Consider the following 18,876-nt stretch of genomic DNA (forward strand, 5'->3'; position numbering starts at 1 on the left):
GCATGCACCCGACCTTTCTCGCCGCGGGCCCCAGCCCCCTGTGGTTCGCCACGCGGGCGGGCGGCACCATCGCCCTCATCCTGCTCACGGCGACCGTGGTGCTGGGCATCACCGTCGGCGGGCAGTACGCGCCGAAACGGATCGCCAGGTTCGAGATCAGCGCGCTGCACCGCAACCTCTCGCTGCTCACGCTGGCGTTCCTCGTCCTGCACGTCCTGACCACCGTCGCGGACACCTATGTGAACGTCACGCTGCTGGACGTGGTGCTGCCCTTCGCCTCCTCCTACCGGACGCTGTGGCTGGGGCTGGGCACGGTCGCCTTCGATCTGCTGCTCGCCGTGCTGCTCACCACCGCCGTCCGGCTGCGCCTGGGCGTGCGGCGGTGGAAGACCGTGCACTGGCTTGGGTACGCGAGCTGGCCGGTGGCCCTCTTCCACGCCGCAGGCACCGGAACCGACACCAAGGTGTCACTGCAACTGCTGCTGTACGCGGCCTGCCTGCTGGTCGTCCTGGCCGCGGTGTGGTGGCGGCTGTACCGGGCCGGCCCCGGGCGGCTGGGCATGCGCCTTGCCATGGGCGCCGCCAGCGCCCTCGTCCCGGTGGTGCTGATCGCCTTCCTGACCACCGGTCCGCTGCAGCCCGACTGGGCACAGCGCGCCAGTGGTGCGGCACCCCACGCCGCGCCGACCACCCATCAGCCCGCATCCGCTGACGCCACAGACAGGGGGGTGACCGCATGAACCGCGAACGGGAAGCCGACCCGGCGCTACGGCTCGGCGAGCAGAGGACCGGCCCGCATGGCAGTCGCCTTCTCAGCGGCTGGTTCACCACCGGTGCCCGGGCCGGCCTGACCGAACACCTCGCCAGCTACGGGCCCCCTCCGCTGCCGCAGCCCGGCCGCCCGGCCAAGGCCCTGATCCGCGCGGTGGACGAGGCCGGGCTCACCGGCCGGGGCGGCGCCGCCTTCCCCACCGGCCGCAAGCTGCGCACCGTCGCCGAAGCCCGGGGCACCGCCGTCGTCATCGCCAACGGCATGGAGAGCGAGGCCGCCAGCCGCAAGGACTCCACGCTACTCGACCTCGCGCCGCATCTCGTGCTGGACGGCGCCTCGCTGGCCGCCGCGGCCGTCGGCGCCGACGAGATCCACCTGTGCCTGGCCCGCACCCGCGAGACCCAGTTGCGTGACCTCGACGCCGCGGTCGCCGAGCGCGACCGGGCCGGGCTCGACCCGGTACCGATCAGGTTGCACGGCCTGCCCCACCATTACGTCTCCAGCGAGGAGACCTCCCTGGTGAACTGGCTCAACGGCGGCCAGGCTCGTCCCCTGCCCACTCCGCCCCGGCCGTTCGAGAAGGGCGTGGACGGCCGCCCCACACTGATCGACAACGTGGAGACACTCGCCCACCTCGCACTGATCGTCCGCTACGGGCCCCACTGGTTCCGCAGCGCCGGCCGTCCCGACGCGCCGGGCACCACCCTGGTCACCCTCTCGGGAGCGGTGCGCACACCGGGCGTCTACGAGATCCCGCTGGGCACGACGCTCGCCGCCATGGTGCAGACCGCCGGCGGCGCCACCCGGCCGCTGCGGGCCCTGCTGGTCGGCGGCTACTTCGGCAGCTGGCTCCCGGCCGACCAGGTCCAGAACCTGCCGTACACCAAACCCGATCTGGCCACCGCGGGCGCCGGACCGGGCGCCGGCGTGCTGTTCGCCCTGCCGGACAACGGCTGCGGCCTGTCCGAGACGGCACGGGTACTCGGCTACCTCGCCAGGCAGAGCGCCCAGCAGTGCGGCCCCTGCCGGTTCGGCCTGCCCGCTGTGGCAGGCGACTTCGCCACGCTGGCCTGGGGCAGGCCGGACGCCGCACTGGTCGCGCGACTGCGGCAGCGCGCCGGCCTCCTCGCCGGCCGCGGCGCCTGCCGCCACCCCGATGGGGCCTCACGCTTGGCCGCGACCGCGCTGGAGGTCTTCGCCGACGAGGTCCACCGCCACCTGACCCACCGCGGCTGCCCCGGCGCCCAGAGGACCCCGCTGCTCCACGTACCCGAGGCCCCCGGACCCGAGCAGGAGGGCTGGCAGTGAGCCATCAGCACATCCTGGGCATCGACCGCATCGCCTGCGAAGGCCGCGGCCTGTGCGGCGAACTCCTCCACGAACTCGTCGACCTGGACGAATGGGGCTACCCGATCATCCCGGACCCGACCGTCCCCGACCAACTGTTCACCCACGCCAAGCGGGCCGTGGCCGCCTGCCCGGTGCTCGCACTGCGCCTCGACCGTGTGGAACGCCCCCCAACCGATGACACCGCCGCGACCGGCACGGCCCGGGCCGGCTGATCTCTGAACGAGATCTTTGCAACCGTCCGGGCAAACTGCGGTCTGCCCCCAAGCGCGAATGGAAGGACACTCCGTGGCCTTGACCCACCTCGCGGAGCCCACCGACCCGCAAGCACATTCGCAGGGCGCCGCCCCTGAGGCCGACGGCCCGGAGGGCAATGAGCGGCTGACCGCGCTGACCGGCGCCGTCCTGCTGCTGCTCTTCGCCGCCCAGGGCATCACCCTCCTGTCCATGCACACGCTGCTGTACTGGCACTTCTTCATAGGCCTGCTGTTGATAGGCCCGGTCGCCCTCAAGATCGGCACCACCGGCCACCGCGTCATCCGCTACTACACCGGCCACCTGGTCTACCGCCGCAAAGGCCCGCCCGCCCCGCTGCTGCGGGCGCTCGGGCCCCTGGTGGTCGCCACCAGCGTGGCCGTACTGGCAACCGGAGTCGCACTGGCCCTGGTCGGCCGGACCGTGGGGCCCTTCCCGGTCCTGCTGCTGCACAAGGCGAGCTTCTTCTGCTGGGCGGCGGTGATGACCGTCCATGTCCTGGCACACGTCTGGCGGCTGCCCCGGCTCATCGCCGCCGACCTGCGGCGCGGTTCGGCCCGGCACGGCGGGCGGCGCGTGCCCGGCGCCCGGGCCCGCTGGGCGCTGCTGGCCGCGGCCCTGGGCGTCGGGTTCGTCCTGGCGCTCCTCGGCGCGCCGCTGGCCGCTCAGTGGTAGCCGCAGCCCGACCGCTCACGACCTCGGCTCGGCCGCCGGCGGGTGCAGCGGCAGCTCCGTCCGGAGCAACGAGCCGCCCGGCCGTTCGGACACCACGGTGAGGCCTCCGCCATGGCACTCGACGATGGCGCGCACGATGGCCAGGCCGAGCCCGGTGCCCGTGCGACCCGACGACTGTGGTTGGCCGCTCCCGTGGTCGGCCCGGGATCGGGCGAAACCGATGCCGGCGTCCGCCACGTCGACCACGGGCCGACTCGGCCGGGGGAAAGGTCTGAACAGCGGCAGCAGCGCCTGCGTAGCCGTAACGCCTGAACCGTGAAGGGCCAGCTGCGCGGGCGGCACGCCGCGGACGCCGTGGGCGGTGGTGGTGGGGGACGATCGGTGGAAGCGTCAGGCGACCACCGGCCGTCAAGTTGCGTGTGTGCGTGGCTGTTGAGGCTGGATCTGCGCAGGGCGATGGCACTGCTGGGGAGTAGAGCGCTGCGGTTTCACAGAGCTGTGAGTGGCCGCCGCCACAGACGGGTGCCCACTGCCGAGACGACGAGAACCGCGCACCCCGTGAAGATCACGCCGGCGTCCCGTACCCCGAGTACCACCCCCAGGGCACCGATCCCGACCACGGGCAGCGAGATCCCCACATACGCGACCACGAAGAACGCCGAGATGGTGGCGCCCCGGCGGGCGTCCGGTGCCGCAGAGCCCACCTCGGTCAGGCCCGCGCGGAACGCCATGCCCTGCCCCACGCCGCCGGTGACGGCGCCCAGGAGAAGTAGTGGCAGCGACGCCAACAGCAGGGAGGCTCCCACGAGCAGGAGGCCCGCGACGAGCACCAGGCATCCCCATGGCAGAGCCTTGCGCACGCCGACCCAGCCCATGAGGAGCTGCCCGCCGGTGGAGGCACAGAACACGCAGAAGACGACAGCGCCGACCACCGCCAGATTGTGCTCGCTCAGCGTCCGGACGAGGAAGTCCGGGGCGACCGCGGTGAACAGGCCCAGCAGCGAGAAGCCGGCGAACGCCGCGAGGGCGCAGGGTGCGAACACGCCGCGCACCTCGGGCGGGACCGACATGCCCTGCGGCCGCAGCGGGAGCCGAGGGCTGCTCGGACGCGCGGTTTCCGGGAGCAGGCAGGTGACGGCGGCAGACAGCCCCAACAGGACCAGATGGACAAGGAAAGGCAGCTTCAGCGGCCATGGCGCGTACTGAGCGAGGAGACCGGAGAAGAGGGGGCCGAATCCGAGGCCGCCCATGTTGGCGGCGGTCGCCGCGAGCGCGGCGCGTGCGCGGCGCTCGGCCGGCGCCAGTTCCAGGACCGCAGCGGTACCGGTGCCACTGAACAGACCGGCGGAGAAACCCGACAGGACCCGTCCTGCGTACAGTAGCGGCAGCCCGCCCTCACACAGGAAGCACACCGCGCTCAGCGCGGACAGCCCGAGCGCGCACCACAGCATCGGGCGCCGCCCCAGCACGTCGGAGAAGTCACCGGCGACCAGCAGGGCGGCAATCACGCCCACGGCGTAGACGGCGAACACCACGGTCACGATCAGCTCGGAGAACCCGATCTGCCGCCGGTACAGCTCATACAGCGGCGTCGGCAGGGTGGTGCCCATCATCCCGACAGCGAACACGCCCGCTGCGGCCCCGTACCCCGGCCGACCAACCCGTCCACGGCGTTCGGTGTCGCAACTGGCCACACCTCACCGTAACCATTCGGCAGCGGATGGCACGCAAGGCTCGGCTCGGGCGTGTCAGCTATTCGGGCCTTGCCTGCTGGCTCGCCGTGTCCCCGGGCACGCACACCGGCCTAAGGCCGTGTCCTACGTGGTGAGGCGGACGAGTCGCTTGTAGCAGCACAGGGCTGCGGCGAGGCCGAGAAAGGCCAGGTAGTTGCGGGGACCCCGCTCGTATCGGGGGCTGAGTCGGCGGTAGCCGGACAGCCACGACATCGTCCGCTCGATCACCCACCTGCGACGACCCATCCGTGCCCGGGGGTGCCCGACGCTGCCGCGTGGTGTTGTCTTGCCTGGTCAGCACAGCGCGGCTTGGTACTTCATCCGGCTCGTGACGGCCCGTGCTGAGCAGTCCGCTCAAGCCTCGTGCGCGCACGGAGGGGCTGTGACCCGGGCGTTGCCAGAGGCATCTGGGTAACGTCGCCCACGAAGCGGCGAGAGCTTCGCTCCGGCCAGGAGGGCATCGCTCGACCATCGACGCCCGGGAGATACGGCAAGCATCACCGGCTCTCCTCGCCATGGTGACTCGCGCTGCACATCCGTCCTTCTTGGTCGGATCATTACCCTGACTCCCTCTGTTTACCGAGGCTTTGCACTATCGGCACGCCCCCCCAGCATGTGTCCTCGTCGCCAGTGGGAGTTGAACATGAGCCACGGTCACAGACATGACCACGGTCACCACCACCATCACCACCACGGAAGCGGCGACGCATCCTCGCTGCCGCCCGCACTCGACACGTCGATACCGGACGAAGAACTGACCCCCGGCCAGCTCTCACGGCGCTCCATGCTGCGCCGCACGGGCCTGCTCGGCGCGGGGCTTGCAGCGGGGAGTGTGCTCGGTGGCGCGGGTGCGGCAGCCGCGTCGTCCGCGCAGGTCTCCGCGTCGGCGGATTCGCGTTCCGGCGGCTACCTGTGGCTGAGCGGCGACCATCACATCCACACCCAGTACAGCTCGGACGCCAAGTACCGGGTCATCGACCACGTGCGCCAGGCGAACGCCCACGGCCTGGACTGGATGGTCATCACCGACCATGGCAGTGAGACGCACGCCAAGATCGGCGTGGAGAAGGTCAATCCGGACATCGTCGCGGCCCGCGAGCAGATCGACGACACTCTCGTCTTCCAGGGCCTGGAGTGGAACATCCCGGCCGCCGAGCACGGCACCGTCTTCGTGCACCCCGGCAAGAACGAGGTCGCGGTGCTGAAGGAGTTCGAGAACTCCTTCGACGGCTCCGTGAAGAAGGCCACCGCCGGCACCCCCGCGAACGAGGCGTTGGCCATCGCGGGCGTCAACTTCCTCGCCGAGCAGGTACAGCGTCGCAAGGTGAAGGACGCCCTGTTCCTGGCCAACCACCCGGCCCGCAAGGGCATCGACTCCCCGCACGAGATCCGCGCATGGCGCGACGCCCAGCCGACCATCGCGGTCGGCATGGAGGGTGCCCCCGGCCACCAGGCCGGCGGCCTGCCGGCGCCGCAGGGCCCGGGCTCCGCACGCGGCATCTACGACAACAGCCCGAGCGCGGACTCCTTCGCCGGCTACCCGCTGGAGAGCTACCGCACCTGGGGCGGCTTCGACTGGATGACCGCCACCGTCGGCGGCCTGTGGGACAGCCTGCTCGCCGAGGGCAAGCCCTGGTGGATCACCGCCAACTCCGACTCCCACAACGTCTACGCGGACACCGCCGTGCGTGGTCCGAACAGCGACTTCAACACCAACGGCCGCTACAACGACCCCGTGTACGGCGGCGGTCTCAACCTTGCCGATACCGACTTCTGGCCCGGCCAGTACTCCCGCACCCACGTCGGTGCCGCCTCCTTCTCGTACCAGGCGGTCATGGACGGAATCCGGGCCGGCCGCGTCTGGGTCGACCACGGGGGACTCATCAGCGGTCTCAACGCCCAACTGCGCTCCGGCAGCCGGGCCGTCACCCTGGGCGGAATGCTGCAGGTGCGCCGCGGCAGCCAGGTCGACCTGGTGATCGAGATCAGCCTCGCCAACGGCCCCAACTGGGCGCAGTTCATCCCCGCGCTGGCCCGCGTCGACGTCATCCAGGGCGACGTCACCGGCCCGGTCTCCGACAAGGACACGTTCACCACGCCGAACACGAAGGTGGTCAAGTCCTTCGAGGTGAACAAGTCCACCGGCTCTGTGCGCCTGACGTACTCCCTGGGCCAGGTGGACAGGCCGGTGTACGTGCGGCTGCGCGGCACCGACGGCAACCGCAAGGCGGTGGGACTGCGCGGTACCGCCGTCGACCCGGTGGGGCCGGCCATGGACGTCCTCGGTGACGCGGACCCGTGGAAGGACCTGTGGTTCTACTCCAACCCGATGTGGGTCCTGCCCGCATGACGGCATTCCACAGCTTGTCCGGCGCCCGCACCGTCATCGGTGTGGACGCCGGCACGGCGGGCCTTCGCGAGGCCGACCACCTGATCCATCACCTGGTGGATGTCCTCGGCCTTCCGTCGGGCACCGCCGCCTGCACTCACCTGATACGCGGTACCGACCGTCGGAGCACGGTTGTCTCCCTCGCTCTGCCCGACGCGGCCACCGCTGATGCGGCGTGGAAGCGACTGGTCGCGCTGCTCGCCGGCCCGGACCGGGCGACGGCAGGCGCCGTACTGGGCGAACGTGAGCACGGCCCGGCAGGGGCCGTGGCCTGCGCGGCCCAGGCAGCCGCCGAGCACGAGCGTAGGCAAGGCGGCCGCGCCGTGGTCTTTCCCGGCGTTGAGCGCTTGACCAGCACGGTCACCGTTGGGGAGGTACTCACCCACACCGCGATCGACCGTATCGTGGTGCTCGGCGCTCCGCCCGACGCCGCCGGGCCGGACGGCGATGCCCAAGTGGTGACCCGTGACCACGTGCGGCCCGAATGGCACGACGGGCAGCTCGTACTGACCCTGCAACCTGCGGCAGGGGGCATGCTCGCGCCGTTCGAGGTGCCCAACCCCACGCCGTGCTGCGCCGACCACAGCTGAGGCAACAGGGCGGCCGGCTCGCAACACGTGAGGCCCGTTGGCCGGTCGCGGCACGACGTGGCTTGCGGTTGCCGGACGGTTCGTCCTGGTCGAGTTCGATGTTGAAGTCCCGGATGCCGATGACCTTGCCAGCGTTGCGCCAGGTGAGTTGGGCGGCTCCGGCCTGGAAGGTGCCCTTCAGGGTGATGGTGGCGGGATGGCCGGGGGCGGCGGTGACGGTGGCAGCGCCCACGGGGCCCAAGCGGATGCTTTTGCCCTGCCCGTCCCGGGACGTGAAGTCCGACCCGTGCAGGGTCAGGGCCGCGGTGGCCTGGCTGACCGCCACGGTGATGCTGCGGGTGGTGTGATCGGGTGGCCGGGTGCCGGCGGTCGGCAGGTCTTCGGTGGGGCCCGAGGCGCGCACGACGGCCCAGGTGCCGGGGACGGTGACGTGGACTGCTCCCCGAGGCCGACCTGGCTGTCGCCGAGGCCGCAGCCCGGCTCGTACCGCGCGCCCGCGCTACCTCCCGGACCCCGGCTTCGGCAGCGGCGCACGAGCCCGACAAGACTGAAGCGTCCGTGCCGGATGGTGCTGATCCGTCCGGGGAGATTTCGGGGCCTGGCGATCCGTCCGCTCACGCACCGCTCACGCACCGCTCACGCAAACGGCCTCGGACGAGACGTCCGAGGCCGAGTAGGACCCCTCCCTGGGAGAGAAACGCCAGCTCAGAGCCGTAATGCGTTGTGCCCCCGGCAGGATTCGAACCTGCGACACCCGCTGTATGTCTCTTCAGGTCTCGGCTGAAGGAAGCGGAACCCCCTAGCGGACTGGCCTCCAAGTGCGATGAACTTACGAGGCATGCGTGCCAGAACTGCCCTGGGGAACAGCATTCGCCGAGTTCGCGGCAATCGTGTTGCTCTTGCCGCCCTAGGAGCGTTGTCGCTCCTAGGAGCGATCTATCTGGTGCTGGGGCCTCTGTCATGGCTGATAGCTGGGGACACGGTCCGCGCACTTCACGGCAAGGAACGGGCAGACGCACTCACAGCAGTGCGTCAGACAGTGTTGGCTGCTGTGGCAGGTACTTCCGTGCTGACCGGCGTCGGGTTCACGGCCCGTACTTATCGTCTGTCTCGGCGCGGGCAGGTGACGGAGCGATTCAGGTCAGCTATCGGTCATCTGGCGTCGGACAAGCTTGCGGAGCGTTTGGGGGCCATCTACAGCCTGGAGCACGTCATGGCTGAGTCGTCCGAAGAGCACAACACAGTCGTGGCAGTGCTTGCATCGTTCATTCGTGAAAACACCAAGCAGGATGGTCTACCGAGTCACGGAGAGGGACCTCCGGACGGGATGCGAGACCTGCCGACCTGGGCAACCGAACCTCCCGCAGACATCCGAGCAGCAATCGACGTTCTAGCTCGTCGACCTGAAAGGCGTGAACCACGTCGCATCGACCTTCGCTCAACTACCCTTGCGGGGCTTGCTTTGAGGGGCTTTGAGTTCAATGCCCCACCTCGCCTGTCGAGGGTGTTTCTCACCTGGGCCGATCTGAGACGCGCTGATCTTCGGGGCGCTGACTTGACCCGAGCGATCCTCAATGGTGCTCAGCTCTGCCATGCTTGGCTCGGGTCTACCCGCCTCAACCACGCCCAGCTCAGCGACGCCGATCTGCGGGGCGCGCGCCTGGACGGCACTATCCTGCTCGGCGCGTACCTCGATGGTGCAGATCTGAGGGACACCCACTCACTGTCTGCTGAGCAGTTGTCAGGCGCTTTCATCGACGAGACATCCCGGCTGCCCTCGGAGCTCGCCACCGATCCCTGGGTCATGGCTAGGGTGGCGGACTGCCAGGCGTGGCGAGAGCAGCACGCCGCGAATGAGCCGCCCCCGCCACCGACGCCGAGACCTCCAGGGCGCTCGGAGTGAGCACCGCCACAGTCGCGTCCTCCGCGGCCCCGTGTCAGGCGTGCCCCTGCGCGAGCTGATGACCAGGACGGGCCGCAGCACGCCCCCTGCGGCCAGAGCGCGTGATACGAGCCCGTAGCGAACCTTGTGGCACGTGTGTGGCACGGTCGTGATCATAGAAAGGGGCCAGTTCGAGGGAATCGCGCCCCTGAGCTGGCCCTTCTCTCTGTGCCCCCGGCAGGATTCGAACCTGCGACACCCGCTTCAGGAGTTCGATCAACCGGGCGCTACAGCGTGCTGCGGTAAAGGGTGCGGTGGCGTAGCGGACCGCTGGGGACCGTGGGCGTAAGCCGTCGTTGATGTCAGCTGTGGATGTCAGGCAGGCCCAGGCACGATGCTCACCGCGCGGTAGTCGTACCCGTCCTGCTTGAAGCCAGGGGCTTCCCACGTGAGGTCGACCTGCTGTCCGGGCGACAGCGTGCGGAAGCCGGTCGCCTGGATGTTGGAGTAATGGCCGAATCAGCCGCCGGGGGTATCCGGGGAGTCGAGAACGCCCCACCCTTCCTCGTCGTCCCACTCGCGGACAGTCGCGGTGACCATGGACGGTACCTTACGGCTTCCTCTGCGCCGACGCGCCCGGCGCCTCAGCTTGGGAAGCTGCGAGCATTTGCGGCTGGATCGGGCGCTGACCTGAGCGAACGGTCTGGCCGCGGCCCCATCGGGCTCGGCTGCTTTCACTGGGGCTCCTCGCTGTTCCCCGTCCGTTCTGGTGCGGTTGTGGTCGGCCACCCGTGATGTTCCGAGCCGGCGCGGAGGCACGGGCTGGCTTGGCTGGTGTGCGCCCCGACTCCGGCACGCGTGCCGTTCGCGCACCGGAGCGCCCGGGGTGATGGTGTTCAGGAGATGTCGTGGTAGCCGTTCCAGCCGCCGGTCCCGATCTCGGTGCGGGTACCGAAGCGGCCATTGCCCAGGCCCGGGTAGAGCCAGAGGCGGCCGGCGGAGTCGACGGCGGCCAGGTCGCCCTTGCCGTCCCCGGTGAGGTCGCCCGGTGCGGCGAGTTTGGTGTAGCCCTGCCAGCCGTAGCCGATGTACGTGCGGCTGCCGAACGTGCCGTTCCCCAGGCCCGGGTACAGGTACATGGACCCGCCGGGTGTGGTGGCGACGATGTCCGGGATGCCGTCGCCGGTGAGGTCTTCGGCGCCGACGATCCGGTTGTAGATGTTCCACCCGCCGCCCATGAAGACGGGTTTGCCGGTGACCGCGCCGCCCTTGACCCCCGCGATGAGCCACAGGTAGCCGCCCGTGTCGCGGGTGATCAGGTCCGCGTGGCCGTCGCCGTTGAGGTCGCCGGGGCCGGCCACCACCGAGTAGTGCTCCGCCTGGAAGCCTCCGGTGCCGGTCGCCGCGAGGTTGGACAGCACACCGCTGCTGTCGGAGACGACGAGTCCGCACTGGCCGTTGTCGTCGGGGGCGACAGTGGAGGTCATCAGGGGATAGTCGGCGAGTGTGAAGCCGTTCCCGAGCTGCTGGCGTGCGCGGATGGTGCCGTTCTCCCACCCCGTGTACACGTACACGTTGCCCTTGGCGTCCCGGGCGATGATCTGCCCCTTGCCGAAGTCCGGCTGGTGGCCTTCGTTGGCAATGGCGTTGTAACTCGCCAAGCCGGTCGCGACCTGGGCCCGACCGGCGTAGCCTCCGACTCCGTTCGCGTAGTAGGCGTACAGCGTTCCCGCCTCGGTGCGGCCCATGATGTCGCCGTGGCCGTCGCCGTTCCGGTCCAGGCCGATGAGCTGGTTGTACATGTTCCAGCCGGTGCCGATCTGCCGTCGGCCGGAGAGCGAACCGTTCGAGGCGGCGTCGTACAGCCACAGTCGGCCGGACAGGTCGCGCGCGAGCAGCGAGCCGCGGGCGGTGGTGTCGAAGTTCGCCGCACCGATGAGCTGGTCGTAGACGTTCCAGTTGGTGCCGACCTGCATCCGCGGCCGGAACGGCTGGCTGAGACTGTTCTGGCTGGCGTAGTACCAGAGCCGGCCGTGTGTGTCCCGGGCCATCAGATCGGCCCGGCCGTCACCGCTGGAGTCGCCGACGACGGTGACCTGGTTGTAGGTCTGCCACCCGCTGCCGATGGAGATGTACTTCGCGCTGGGCCGGGCGTAGCTGCTGGGGTACAGGCGCAGCTGGCCGGAGGCGGTGACGCCGAGGTAGTCGTCGTCGCTGCCGCCGCTGATGTGGCCGACATCCAGTAGTTGTCGGAACTCTGCTCCGCCCATGGGAACAAGCTCCGACAAGCCCTGGCCGTTCACGGCGCTCACCGACATGCTGTACTGCTGCACGGTCACGCCGCTGGGTTCGGCCCAGGCGGTCGCCGCTGCTGCGGTGTTGGCGGTCGAGACCGTGAGCGTGAGGGCGCTGAGGCCAAGGGCGGTGCCCGTGGCCAGGGCGACGAGCCGTTTCACGGCCCGACGCGTGCGTATGGGGAACAAGTTGCCTCCCTGGAACCGGTGCGCTGACGATGCGCCAGACCGGTGATCCATGTGATCGAGAGGAGGATAGTGCGATCACACAGTGATGATCGATCCCGTGTTCGGTAAAGACGATCGCAAGCGAAGGGAGAGCGCGGTCAGCCGGGAGCGGCATCGGCCTTGACTGATGTGCAGCGCTCTTAGTTTGGGAAGCTAAGGTGATCTAGGGTTGAGTGCCCCACTGACCTGCGGCGGAGGTTGCCTACGCCAGATGGGCGGGTCCGTTGATTCCCCGCTGTTCCCCGTGGTTCCCCGCACGATCTGGCACGCGACTGGCACGGCTTCTTCGTGGACCATGAGCGCTGTGGCGGCTGAGGTCTCCCGCCTGGTCGAGACGGCGGGTTCCACCAGATGAGGGGCGTGTCTAGTGCTGCGTTCCTCAAAGGAAGTACACATAGCGGCGGCGTAAGCGCCTGGTGGGGGGTGCGGGTCTGCCCAGATCCGGGGTCAGCTCACAGCCCCGCGACCTGCAACTTCAGGTTGAAACCTCTCAATGGCAACGGCGAGTGCGGAGAGAAGGACTGCCCGAACGTATACCGCACGGCCGCGGGGTCGTTCGTGGTGCAGGGTGACGTGTCCGACGCCTTCACCCCGCCCGCCGGGGAAGGGCTTGTGGAAATCCCGGAGGCGGTTCGTCCGCTTCGAGTGGCCGGTCGGCGGCGGATACGGCGTGCCGGGCCTCACACAGGGCGGATGTTGTGATTCATCCGGAACATATTGGATGGATCGTAGATGCGCTTCACCCGCGCCAGACGGTTGTAACGGTCGGCGCCGTAGGCCCGCCGTACCTCTTCCCTGGTGGTCGCCTCGTCACCGGACATGAAGTTCAGCATGCGCCGATCGGTCGCCCAAGGCTCTAGCCCGCCCATGACTCCGGCGAGGTGGCTGCGCATTGTCTCGCCCTGTTCCGGACCGCCCACGCCGAAGCCGAACATGACGAACGGAATGCCCCGGGTCGAGACCGCGTTGGGCGCGGAGGGCTCGCGGTCGAACGCTCCGCCGAGAGCACGGATCTCGACGTTCGCGAGCGGGCACTGCGACTCCGGGCCGGTGAGCTCGACGAGTACATTCGCCGCCTCTTCGGGCAGCTCACGCAGACAGGTCGTCCGGTCGTAGTACGGCAGCGGGTCCTGCGGGTCCATGTGGATCTCGGTTACTGCGGAGTAGCGCTTTTCCCCGATCGTGTCGCAGAGCGGTGATCCCAGGTGCCGCAGCGGAGCGATCAGCCGTTCGGTGTCCTCCGCCTCCTTGAGACAGCCAATCCGCAGATGCACCACGAAGGCTCCGCGCAGCGCTTCCGGGAGCTCGGGCCGGAGCGGAAGCCGTTGTACCGCGACCGACGAGGTCAACTCCTCGGGTAGTTCGGGCACCCATTGACGCCAGGTGTGTAGTACGTCGGCCACCTGATCGCCGGGATACCACAATCCCCCGCCATAGAACCGGGCCACCGGGAACAACTCGACGTCGATCGAGGTGACGACACCGAAATTGCCCTTACCGCCTCGCAGCGCCCAGAACAGGTCGGGCTCGCTGTCAGCGGTCACGGTCCGCGACATGCCTTCAGCTGAAACGAACCGCAGTTCGCGCACGTGGTCTGCGGCATATCCGAGAGTGCGGCCGAGCAGCGGACTTTGTCCGCCTCCGAGTGTGAAACCCACCACTCCGACGGTCGGTGAGGACCCGCTTGCCGGGGCGAGACCATGAACTGCCGCCGCGTGGAGCACATCGCGCGCGCGTGCCCCGGCCTCGATCCGCGCGATTCGGTGCTCCGGGTCCACGGTGACGCCGGTCATCCGACGCGTGGTGATCAGCAAGGCGCCGCAGGCGGGCAGGACCACCTGGTGTCCGGTCGACATCACCGCCACCGGCATGCGGCGCTCCGCGGCGAAGCGAATCGCGGAGCGCACATCGCCCTCGCAGGTCGCACCCACCGCAAGTGCGGGCTCCATCACACGGTTCCGATTGTAGGCGGCACATTCTTTGGCGTAGCCCTCGTCATCCGGCAAGAACACCGGGCCGTCGATGTGCCGTGCCAGTTCCGCGGCCTCGCTGCGGGGCACGGCAAGGGCGGCTGCTTCCGTCTGCGTGCTCAGTTCGCCGTACTCGTCGCTGACGACTTCGCCGATCGTGGCGAGGAAGGCGACAATGGGAGGATTGCGCCCCTTTGTGTGAGAGGCGGCAAGGTCTTCCGGCGTGTCCCAGATGAGCACGTCCAGCCACTCGTTCTCCGACAGACGCACGAGGCGCGCCTCGAGAAGTCCGGCCAGGTCATCGGCGAAGTCCGCCAGCATCTTGGAGTGAGTAGCGAGGAGATCATCGACTCGGGCGGGGTTCATCCGGAATCGGGTCAGTTCGACTGTGGTCATGGGATCGCCCTCATGACGATTGATACCTTTTCCCACCATATGGCTGACGATGAGTTGTCGCTCTCGGGGCAAGGCCCCGGACCATGCTCCTGGGGCCCGGGGCCTTTGCACTGGGGGCAGGCCGGCGACCGCACACGCTCGCAGACAACGCGTGGTGCGAGTCCGGCGAGGTCAGGAGGCAGAACGGCGGGGGATGCCGGCGCCGGTTGCCGGCTGCGGGCAGGATGCCGGCCTGCGTGTCCGCCAAGCTTGATCGCGGCGGGTGATGTGAGCGATCAGGTCCCGTGCCACACCGCTCGGCGGAGTGGAGGCGCCGTCCCAGATGACGCGCAGAGTCCTGCGCAGGTCGAGCTCCGGTCCGCACCGTCACGAGCTGGCCTGTGGCCAGATCGTCCTCGACGGCCAGTTCGCTGATGACGGCTGGTGCGGTGCCGGCCAGTGCGGCCGCGCGCACCGCCGCCGTGGCGGGCAGCGCCAGCGCCGGGACGACCTGGGGGGCACCCGGACCGAGCACCGCAGCCAGAGCCCTTCTACTCGGGCAAACACAAGAAGCACGGCATGAACGTGCAGGTCATAGCCGATCCGCAGGGGCGCCTGATGTGGGCCTCACCTGCCTTGGCCGGCGCCGTCCACGACGTCCGTGCTGCGCGCGAGCACGGCCTCATCGAGGCACTCGCCGAGGCCGGCATCACCTGCTGGGCAGACAAGGGCTACCAGGGCGCAGGCGGCACGGTCCGTCTCCCTTACCGCGGCCGATGGGACAGCCTCTCCGCCGGCCAGCAGGCCGTCAACGGGTCCCACGCAAAGATCCGCGCACTGGTCGAGCGGGCCGTCGCCACCGTCAAATCCTGGCGCCTCCTCCGCAAACTCCGCTGCTCGACGACCCGGATCACGAGCCTCGTCCAAGCCGTGCTGGTCCTCCAGCTCGCCGCCGCGGACTGAGATCAACCCGCAGCAGTCACCAGGTCCGTCAATTCGGCCTCTGTCATTTCCGCCCGCAGACGAACGTCGAAGGTGTAACCCTCATCACAGAACACCACGTCAAGGTCCACGGGCGTCAGCCTGCGAAAGACGATCGCCAACCAGATCGCGTCCTCCTCCCAGACATCCATGTACAGGCAGGTACCGTCCTCGTGCAGATACGCCTCACCTGGGCCGTTCTCGGTCTCGAACTGCCGTGTGAATCACCAACGCGCCCGATGATCACCTGCTAGTGATCAGGGAACTGATCGGCGCGAGTACCCCATCTACGACCCACGCCAGCCCCATGACCTGCAACTTCAAGATGAAACGCGCTCATTGGGAATCGGTGAGACTGTCGTCCGGCCAGTCGCTCTAGCAGTCCATCCGATTGACAGCGATCTTGAAAACCGTCGTGGCGCAAGCCACCGGGGGTTCAAATCCCACACCCACCGCCAGCAAGAACGGCCTCTGACCAGGTAATACGGTCGGGGGCCGTTGTGCTGTGCGGTGCCCGCTCGTCCCCGTGGTTCCCCGGGGTTTCCCACACGATCGGGCACGGGTGGGGCACGGCCAACTTCTGATCCGTAGCTCTACATAGATCGGTCATCCAAGGTCATACAGGCTGCCGGAAGGGCTGTGAGAGTTCGTGTTGGGCGCTGCCGGTTGCTGGGGTTGCTGTACTTCGCTGCTGTACGGCATACGCCCTCACGAGGTCAGCCGGGCCGTGAAGAACGGCGTGGCGTTAATGCCCGGCGCCGTGCTCGCCGCGGCGCCGACGGGGCCGGTGCGCACGCGGGAGGCCGTCCCGGACGGCTACCGCCGCGTCCCAGGAGACTGCGAACGCACGGTATCTCACGGCCGAGGTGCTCCAGCACTGGGCGGAAAATCTCATTCCAGGAGCGATCAGCCGAATTGTCCATTGTTGCAGAGGGTGATCGCGGAAAATCGCGCCGAAATTGGGATTCCTGATTCACGAAAGAAAGAGCACTGTAAAACATTGCTGTGCCGGTTCAAACTGTGACATCCATCTCGTTACGCTTCGTCACTTTGATCTACCTTTACTTGTCGGTCGAAACTTGGAGGCTCGGGCCCCGTCTTCCTTTGCGGAAGGACGAAAATGCCTTTGATGAGGAGTCCGATGTCTTCCCGCGCAGTAAAGCGGTCGGCCGTCGCCGTGGCAGCTGCATTAACTGCCCTTGGTCTGGGTGTGGCAGAGGCCAATGCGGCCCCTTGGACCTTTACCCCCCAGCATCCCTCCTATGTGGGGGACGATCTGCGAGGTGATTTCACCTCGCAGATCAAGTACGACACCGCCAGGTATCAGATGAGCTGACGGTTGAACGCAGCCACCGCTGCCCCTGCCACAGGTCCCATGACGGAGACCGCCGATCTCACGTGCAACGGCCGAAGGGTCGCGCACGACAGTCACCCTGCCGTCGGCGCCCGGTACTGGCTCCACATGTCTGCACCCATGGGCAGCAGCATGACCCGATGCAACTGGGATCTGAAGATCCATGAAACGTTCCCGATGGGGCGCGGAACACGGACCATCGACGTGGAATTCCCCTTCATCGTGACCCTGGTCTGACCGCAGAGCGCCAGCAGTAATTCCAAGTTGCTAGGATCCGAGCATGACTGCAGCAACAGTACGCCTGTGGAACGCAGAGGAAGGCTGGGGGGTCATCGATTCCGAGGAAACCCCTGGAGGCTGCTGGGCGAGTTTCTCCGTGATCGAGATGCCGGGCTTCCGCTCCCTTACGGCCGGTGATTCGGTCACCTTGGAATGGGAGGCGGTTGAGGATCAGGACGGTTTTAAGTACGTGGCCCTTCGGGTAATTCCATCCCAGGACGAACCCGAAGGCTGAACGATCAATTCCGGGCAGCAGGGTCGCCGCTACAGAAAAGCAACAACCCTGCTGCCCGTTGCTATGCGCTTAAAAAGGGCTAACACAATGAGGTGGATCCGTCCCATCGAGCAGGCCGGCCTAAACCCGGTCGCCGAACTGCGACTCCCCCCGACGGATTACAGCGGGCCCGGTCTGGTCGTCATGGCCAAGCGGCCCGACTGACGATCATGAGGAATCGAAGCGGCATAGGGTCTTCTGGCGGGAGGGCTGCCGTACTGGCTGGACAACGTGATCAAGCCTCGGCGCAAGCTCAACACGTACGACAAGTACGAGGCACACGTGCGGCTTTACGTGGTGCCGTTGCTCGGCGCGAAGCGGCTGGAATCCCTGAGCGTCGCTGACGTACGCCGGTTCGTCGTGCGCCTGGAGAAGGAGACCACGGCGGCAACCGCCAAGGAGTCGCACCGAGTTCTGCGATCGGCTCTCTCCTCGGCATGCCGTGAGGAACTGATCACGCGCAACGTCGCCAAGCTCGTCGAGCCTCCTCGCACCGACAACCGCGAGCTGAAGCCGTGGACCCTGGACGAGACGCTCGACTTCCTGGCCGCCTCCCGTAAGGACCCGCTATACGCGGCCTTCGTGCTCGCCATCGCCATGGGCCTACGCCGGGGAGAGATCGTCGGCCTGCGCTGGTCTGACATCGACCTGGACAACCGCGTCCTCTACGTCCGCCAGCAGACCCAGCGCCGCCGTGGCGTCCTCTACGTCCGCCAGCAGACCCAGCGCCGCCGTGGCGTCCTCTACGACGACGACCCGAAGAGCCGTCGTCGCCGTGCCGTCCCGCTGCCCGCCCTCTGCATCGCTCCCCTGCGTTGGCACCGCATGAGGCAGGCAGCGGCTCGGGCTAAAGCGGGGGAGAAGTGGCAGGAGTCCGCCTACGTCTTCACGACCCGGACCGGCCGCCCGGTCGAGCCGCGCAACCTGTACCGCTCCTTCACCCGCATCGCCCACTCCGCCGGCCTCCGCGTCATCCGGCTGCACGACGCCCGTCACGGCACGGCGACGCTCCTCACGGCGGCGGGAGTCGCTCCCCGCGTCGTGATGGAGATCCTCGGCCACTCCCAGATCAGCATCACCATGGACGTCTACACCCACGTCGTCCAGGACACCCAGCGCGAAGCCATGAGCCACATGGACCGCCTGCTCAGGAGGCGCCCCGGTCGCCAGTAATCACCGGCGTTGATGTCAAAAGTGGATGTCAAAGGCCCCGGACCAAGATCGGTCCGGGGCCTTTGCGCTGGTGCCCCCGGCAGGATTCGAACCTGCGACACCCGCTTTAGGAGAGCGGTGCTCTATCCCCTGAGCTACGAAGGCAAGGTCGAAGGCGTCAGAACGCTCGACCGCTCACAGCGTAGCGGATGCGCTCCCTCGTGGTCGTCCGCGTTCCGCCGCAGTCGTGTCCTCAGGGGGCCGCGCCCGAGCCTGAGGCCGTCCTGGCCGCGGCCACTCCCAGAGGCGGTACGTCTGGTGCCTAC

At 68.3% G+C, this 18,876-nt stretch carries 16 protein-coding genes, 1 tRNA gene and 4 pseudogenes; 13 read left to right on the top strand and 8 right to left on the bottom strand.

Annotated features, from left to right (window positions below; translation table 11 throughout):
* Positions 1-2: 2 nt before the first annotated feature.
* The 4 genes from ACFYZE_RS24280 to ACFYZE_RS24295 all read left to right on the top strand — a co-directional run bounded on the left by ACFYZE_RS24280 (position 3) and on the right by ACFYZE_RS24295 (position 3,049).
* Entirely contained in the window at positions 3-740 is a 738-nt protein-coding gene (locus ACFYZE_RS24280; RefSeq protein ID WP_388997791.1) for a ferric reductase-like transmembrane domain-containing protein, read from the top strand.
* A complete protein-coding gene (locus tag ACFYZE_RS24285) occupies positions 737-2,080 on the top strand; it encodes an NADH-ubiquinone oxidoreductase-F iron-sulfur binding region domain-containing protein (protein WP_388997794.1) in 1,344 nt (447 codons plus the stop codon). The genes ACFYZE_RS24280 and ACFYZE_RS24285 overlap by 4 nt, the downstream gene beginning before the upstream one ends.
* Entirely contained in the window at positions 2,077-2,334 is a 258-nt protein-coding gene (locus ACFYZE_RS24290) for a ferredoxin (protein ID WP_388997797.1), read from the top strand. The genes ACFYZE_RS24285 and ACFYZE_RS24290 overlap by 4 nt, the downstream gene beginning before the upstream one ends.
* Positions 2,335-2,407: 73 nt before the next feature.
* Positions 2,408-3,049: a hypothetical protein gene (locus tag ACFYZE_RS24295; RefSeq protein ID WP_388997800.1), complete on the top strand. Its 642-nt coding sequence runs from the start codon at positions 2,408-2,410 to the stop codon at positions 3,047-3,049.
* A 15-nt stretch (positions 3,050-3,064) separates the two neighbouring features.
* Here the strand turns inward: ACFYZE_RS24295 and ACFYZE_RS24300 are convergent, their stop codons facing one another.
* The 3 genes and pseudogenes from ACFYZE_RS24300 to ACFYZE_RS24310 all read right to left on the bottom strand — a co-directional run.
* On the bottom strand, positions 3,065-3,391 hold the full coding sequence (locus tag ACFYZE_RS24300) for an ATP-binding protein (RefSeq protein ID WP_388997803.1): 327 nt from the start codon (positions 3,389-3,391) through the stop codon (positions 3,065-3,067).
* A 146-nt stretch (positions 3,392-3,537) separates the two neighbouring features.
* Positions 3,538-4,677, bottom strand: coding sequence for an MFS transporter (locus ACFYZE_RS24305; protein WP_388997806.1), 1,140 nt, complete (start codon positions 4,675-4,677; stop codon positions 3,538-3,540).
* A gap of 189 nt (positions 4,678-4,866) precedes the next feature.
* Positions 4,867-5,031, bottom strand: a pseudogene (locus tag ACFYZE_RS24310) (transposase); the annotation flags it as partial.
* A gap of 394 nt (positions 5,032-5,425) precedes the next feature.
* On the opposite strand from ACFYZE_RS24310, the gene ACFYZE_RS24315 reads away from it, so the two are divergent.
* From ACFYZE_RS24315 to ACFYZE_RS24330, 4 genes are all read left to right on the top strand, one after another.
* The gene (locus ACFYZE_RS24315) at positions 5,426-7,132 is read left to right on the top strand and encodes a PHP domain-containing protein (RefSeq protein WP_388997809.1); all 1,707 of its coding nucleotides are present in this window, start codon (positions 5,426-5,428) and stop codon (positions 7,130-7,132) included.
* A gap of 41 nt (positions 7,133-7,173) precedes the next feature.
* Positions 7,174-7,761, top strand: coding sequence for a hypothetical protein (locus ACFYZE_RS24320; RefSeq protein ID WP_388997812.1), 588 nt, complete (start codon positions 7,174-7,176; stop codon positions 7,759-7,761).
* Between the two features lie 119 nt (positions 7,762-7,880).
* The gene (locus tag ACFYZE_RS24325) at positions 7,881-8,108 is read left to right on the top strand and encodes a hypothetical protein (RefSeq protein ID WP_388997815.1); all 228 of its coding nucleotides are present in this window, start codon (positions 7,881-7,883) and stop codon (positions 8,106-8,108) included.
* Between the two features lie 980 nt (positions 8,109-9,088).
* Positions 9,089-9,664, top strand: a complete 576-nt coding sequence (locus ACFYZE_RS24330) for a pentapeptide repeat-containing protein (protein ID WP_388998197.1) — start codon at positions 9,089-9,091, stop codon at positions 9,662-9,664.
* Positions 9,665-10,018: 354 nt separating this feature from the next.
* Here ACFYZE_RS24330 and ACFYZE_RS24335 read toward each other — a convergent pair.
* Positions 10,019-10,243 (bottom strand): annotated as a pseudogene (locus ACFYZE_RS24335) (cold-shock protein).
* A gap of 296 nt (positions 10,244-10,539) precedes the next feature.
* Complete coding sequence (locus ACFYZE_RS24340; RefSeq protein ID WP_388997818.1) at positions 10,540-12,126, bottom strand: FG-GAP repeat domain-containing protein; 1,587 nt, start codon at positions 12,124-12,126, stop codon at positions 10,540-10,542.
* A gap of 519 nt (positions 12,127-12,645) precedes the next feature.
* Here ACFYZE_RS24340 and ACFYZE_RS24345 point away from each other — a divergent pair.
* The gene (locus ACFYZE_RS24345; RefSeq protein ID WP_388997821.1) at positions 12,646-12,867 is read left to right on the top strand and encodes a hypothetical protein; all 222 of its coding nucleotides are present in this window, start codon (positions 12,646-12,648) and stop codon (positions 12,865-12,867) included.
* Here the strand turns inward: ACFYZE_RS24345 and ACFYZE_RS24350 are convergent.
* Positions 12,846-14,531, bottom strand: coding sequence for an FAD-binding oxidoreductase (locus ACFYZE_RS24350; RefSeq protein WP_388573953.1), 1,686 nt, complete (start codon positions 14,529-14,531; stop codon positions 12,846-12,848). The two genes, ACFYZE_RS24345 and ACFYZE_RS24350, sit on opposite strands and share 22 nt — an antisense overlap.
* Positions 14,532-15,053: 522 nt before the next feature.
* On the opposite strand from ACFYZE_RS24350, the pseudogene ACFYZE_RS24355 reads away from it, so the two are divergent.
* Positions 15,054-15,473: pseudogene (locus tag ACFYZE_RS24355) on the top strand (transposase family protein); the annotation flags it as partial.
* Positions 15,474-15,475: 2 nt separating this feature from the next.
* On the opposite strand, the gene ACFYZE_RS24360 reads toward ACFYZE_RS24355, so the two are convergent.
* Positions 15,476-15,643: a hypothetical protein gene (locus ACFYZE_RS24360; RefSeq protein WP_388997824.1), complete on the bottom strand. Its 168-nt coding sequence runs from the start codon at positions 15,641-15,643 to the stop codon at positions 15,476-15,478.
* A 1,223-nt stretch (positions 15,644-16,866) separates the two neighbouring features.
* On the opposite strand from ACFYZE_RS24360, the gene ACFYZE_RS24365 reads away from it, so the two are divergent.
* From ACFYZE_RS24365 to ACFYZE_RS24375, 3 genes and pseudogenes are all read left to right on the top strand, one after another.
* A complete protein-coding gene (locus tag ACFYZE_RS24365) occupies positions 16,867-17,082 on the top strand; it encodes a hypothetical protein (RefSeq protein WP_388997827.1) in 216 nt (71 codons plus the stop codon).
* Between the two features lie 43 nt (positions 17,083-17,125).
* Positions 17,126-17,359 (top strand): cold shock domain-containing protein, encoded by a 234-nt coding sequence (locus ACFYZE_RS24370; protein ID WP_388997830.1) that lies wholly within the window; start codon positions 17,126-17,128, stop codon positions 17,357-17,359.
* 237 nt (positions 17,360-17,596) lie between these two features.
* Positions 17,597-18,571 (top strand): annotated as a pseudogene (locus ACFYZE_RS24375) (tyrosine-type recombinase/integrase); the annotation flags it as partial.
* Between the two features lie 68 nt (positions 18,572-18,639).
* Here ACFYZE_RS24375 and ACFYZE_RS24380 read toward each other — a convergent pair.
* Positions 18,640-18,715: transfer RNA gene (locus ACFYZE_RS24380), tRNA-Arg, on the bottom strand.
* Positions 18,716-18,876 lie beyond the last annotated feature (161 nt).

It is taken from the genome of Streptomyces sp. NPDC001796 (genome assembly GCF_042892355.1).
Taxonomy (GTDB): domain Bacteria; phylum Actinomycetota; class Actinomycetes; order Streptomycetales; family Streptomycetaceae; genus Streptomyces.

Excerpts from the sequence above, each read along its gene's own strand:
- ACFYZE_RS24280 (WP_388997791.1), top strand. The coding sequence starts at position 3 with ATGCACCCGACCTTTCTCGCCGCGGGCCCCAGCCCCCTGTGGTTCGCC.
- ACFYZE_RS24285 (WP_388997794.1), top strand. The coding sequence starts at position 737 with ATGAACCGCGAACGGGAAGCCGACCCGGCGCTACGGCTCGGCGAGCAG.
- ACFYZE_RS24315 (WP_388997809.1), top strand. The coding sequence starts at position 5,426 with ATGAGCCACGGTCACAGACATGACCACGGTCACCACCACCATCACCAC.
- ACFYZE_RS24325 (WP_388997815.1), top strand. The coding sequence starts at position 7,881 with ATGACCTTGCCAGCGTTGCGCCAGGTGAGTTGGGCGGCTCCGGCCTGG.
- ACFYZE_RS24330 (WP_388998197.1), top strand. The coding sequence starts at position 9,089 with ATGCGAGACCTGCCGACCTGGGCAACCGAACCTCCCGCAGACATCCGA.
- ACFYZE_RS24350 (WP_388573953.1), bottom strand. The coding sequence starts at position 14,531 with ATGACCACAGTCGAACTGACCCGATTCCGGATGAACCCCGCCCGAGTC.
- ACFYZE_RS24360 (WP_388997824.1), bottom strand. The coding sequence starts at position 15,643 with ATGGATGTCTGGGAGGAGGACGCGATCTGGTTGGCGATCGTCTTTCGC.
- ACFYZE_RS24365 (WP_388997827.1), top strand. The coding sequence starts at position 16,867 with ATGACGGAGACCGCCGATCTCACGTGCAACGGCCGAAGGGTCGCGCAC.
- ACFYZE_RS24370 (WP_388997830.1), top strand. The coding sequence starts at position 17,126 with ATGACTGCAGCAACAGTACGCCTGTGGAACGCAGAGGAAGGCTGGGGG.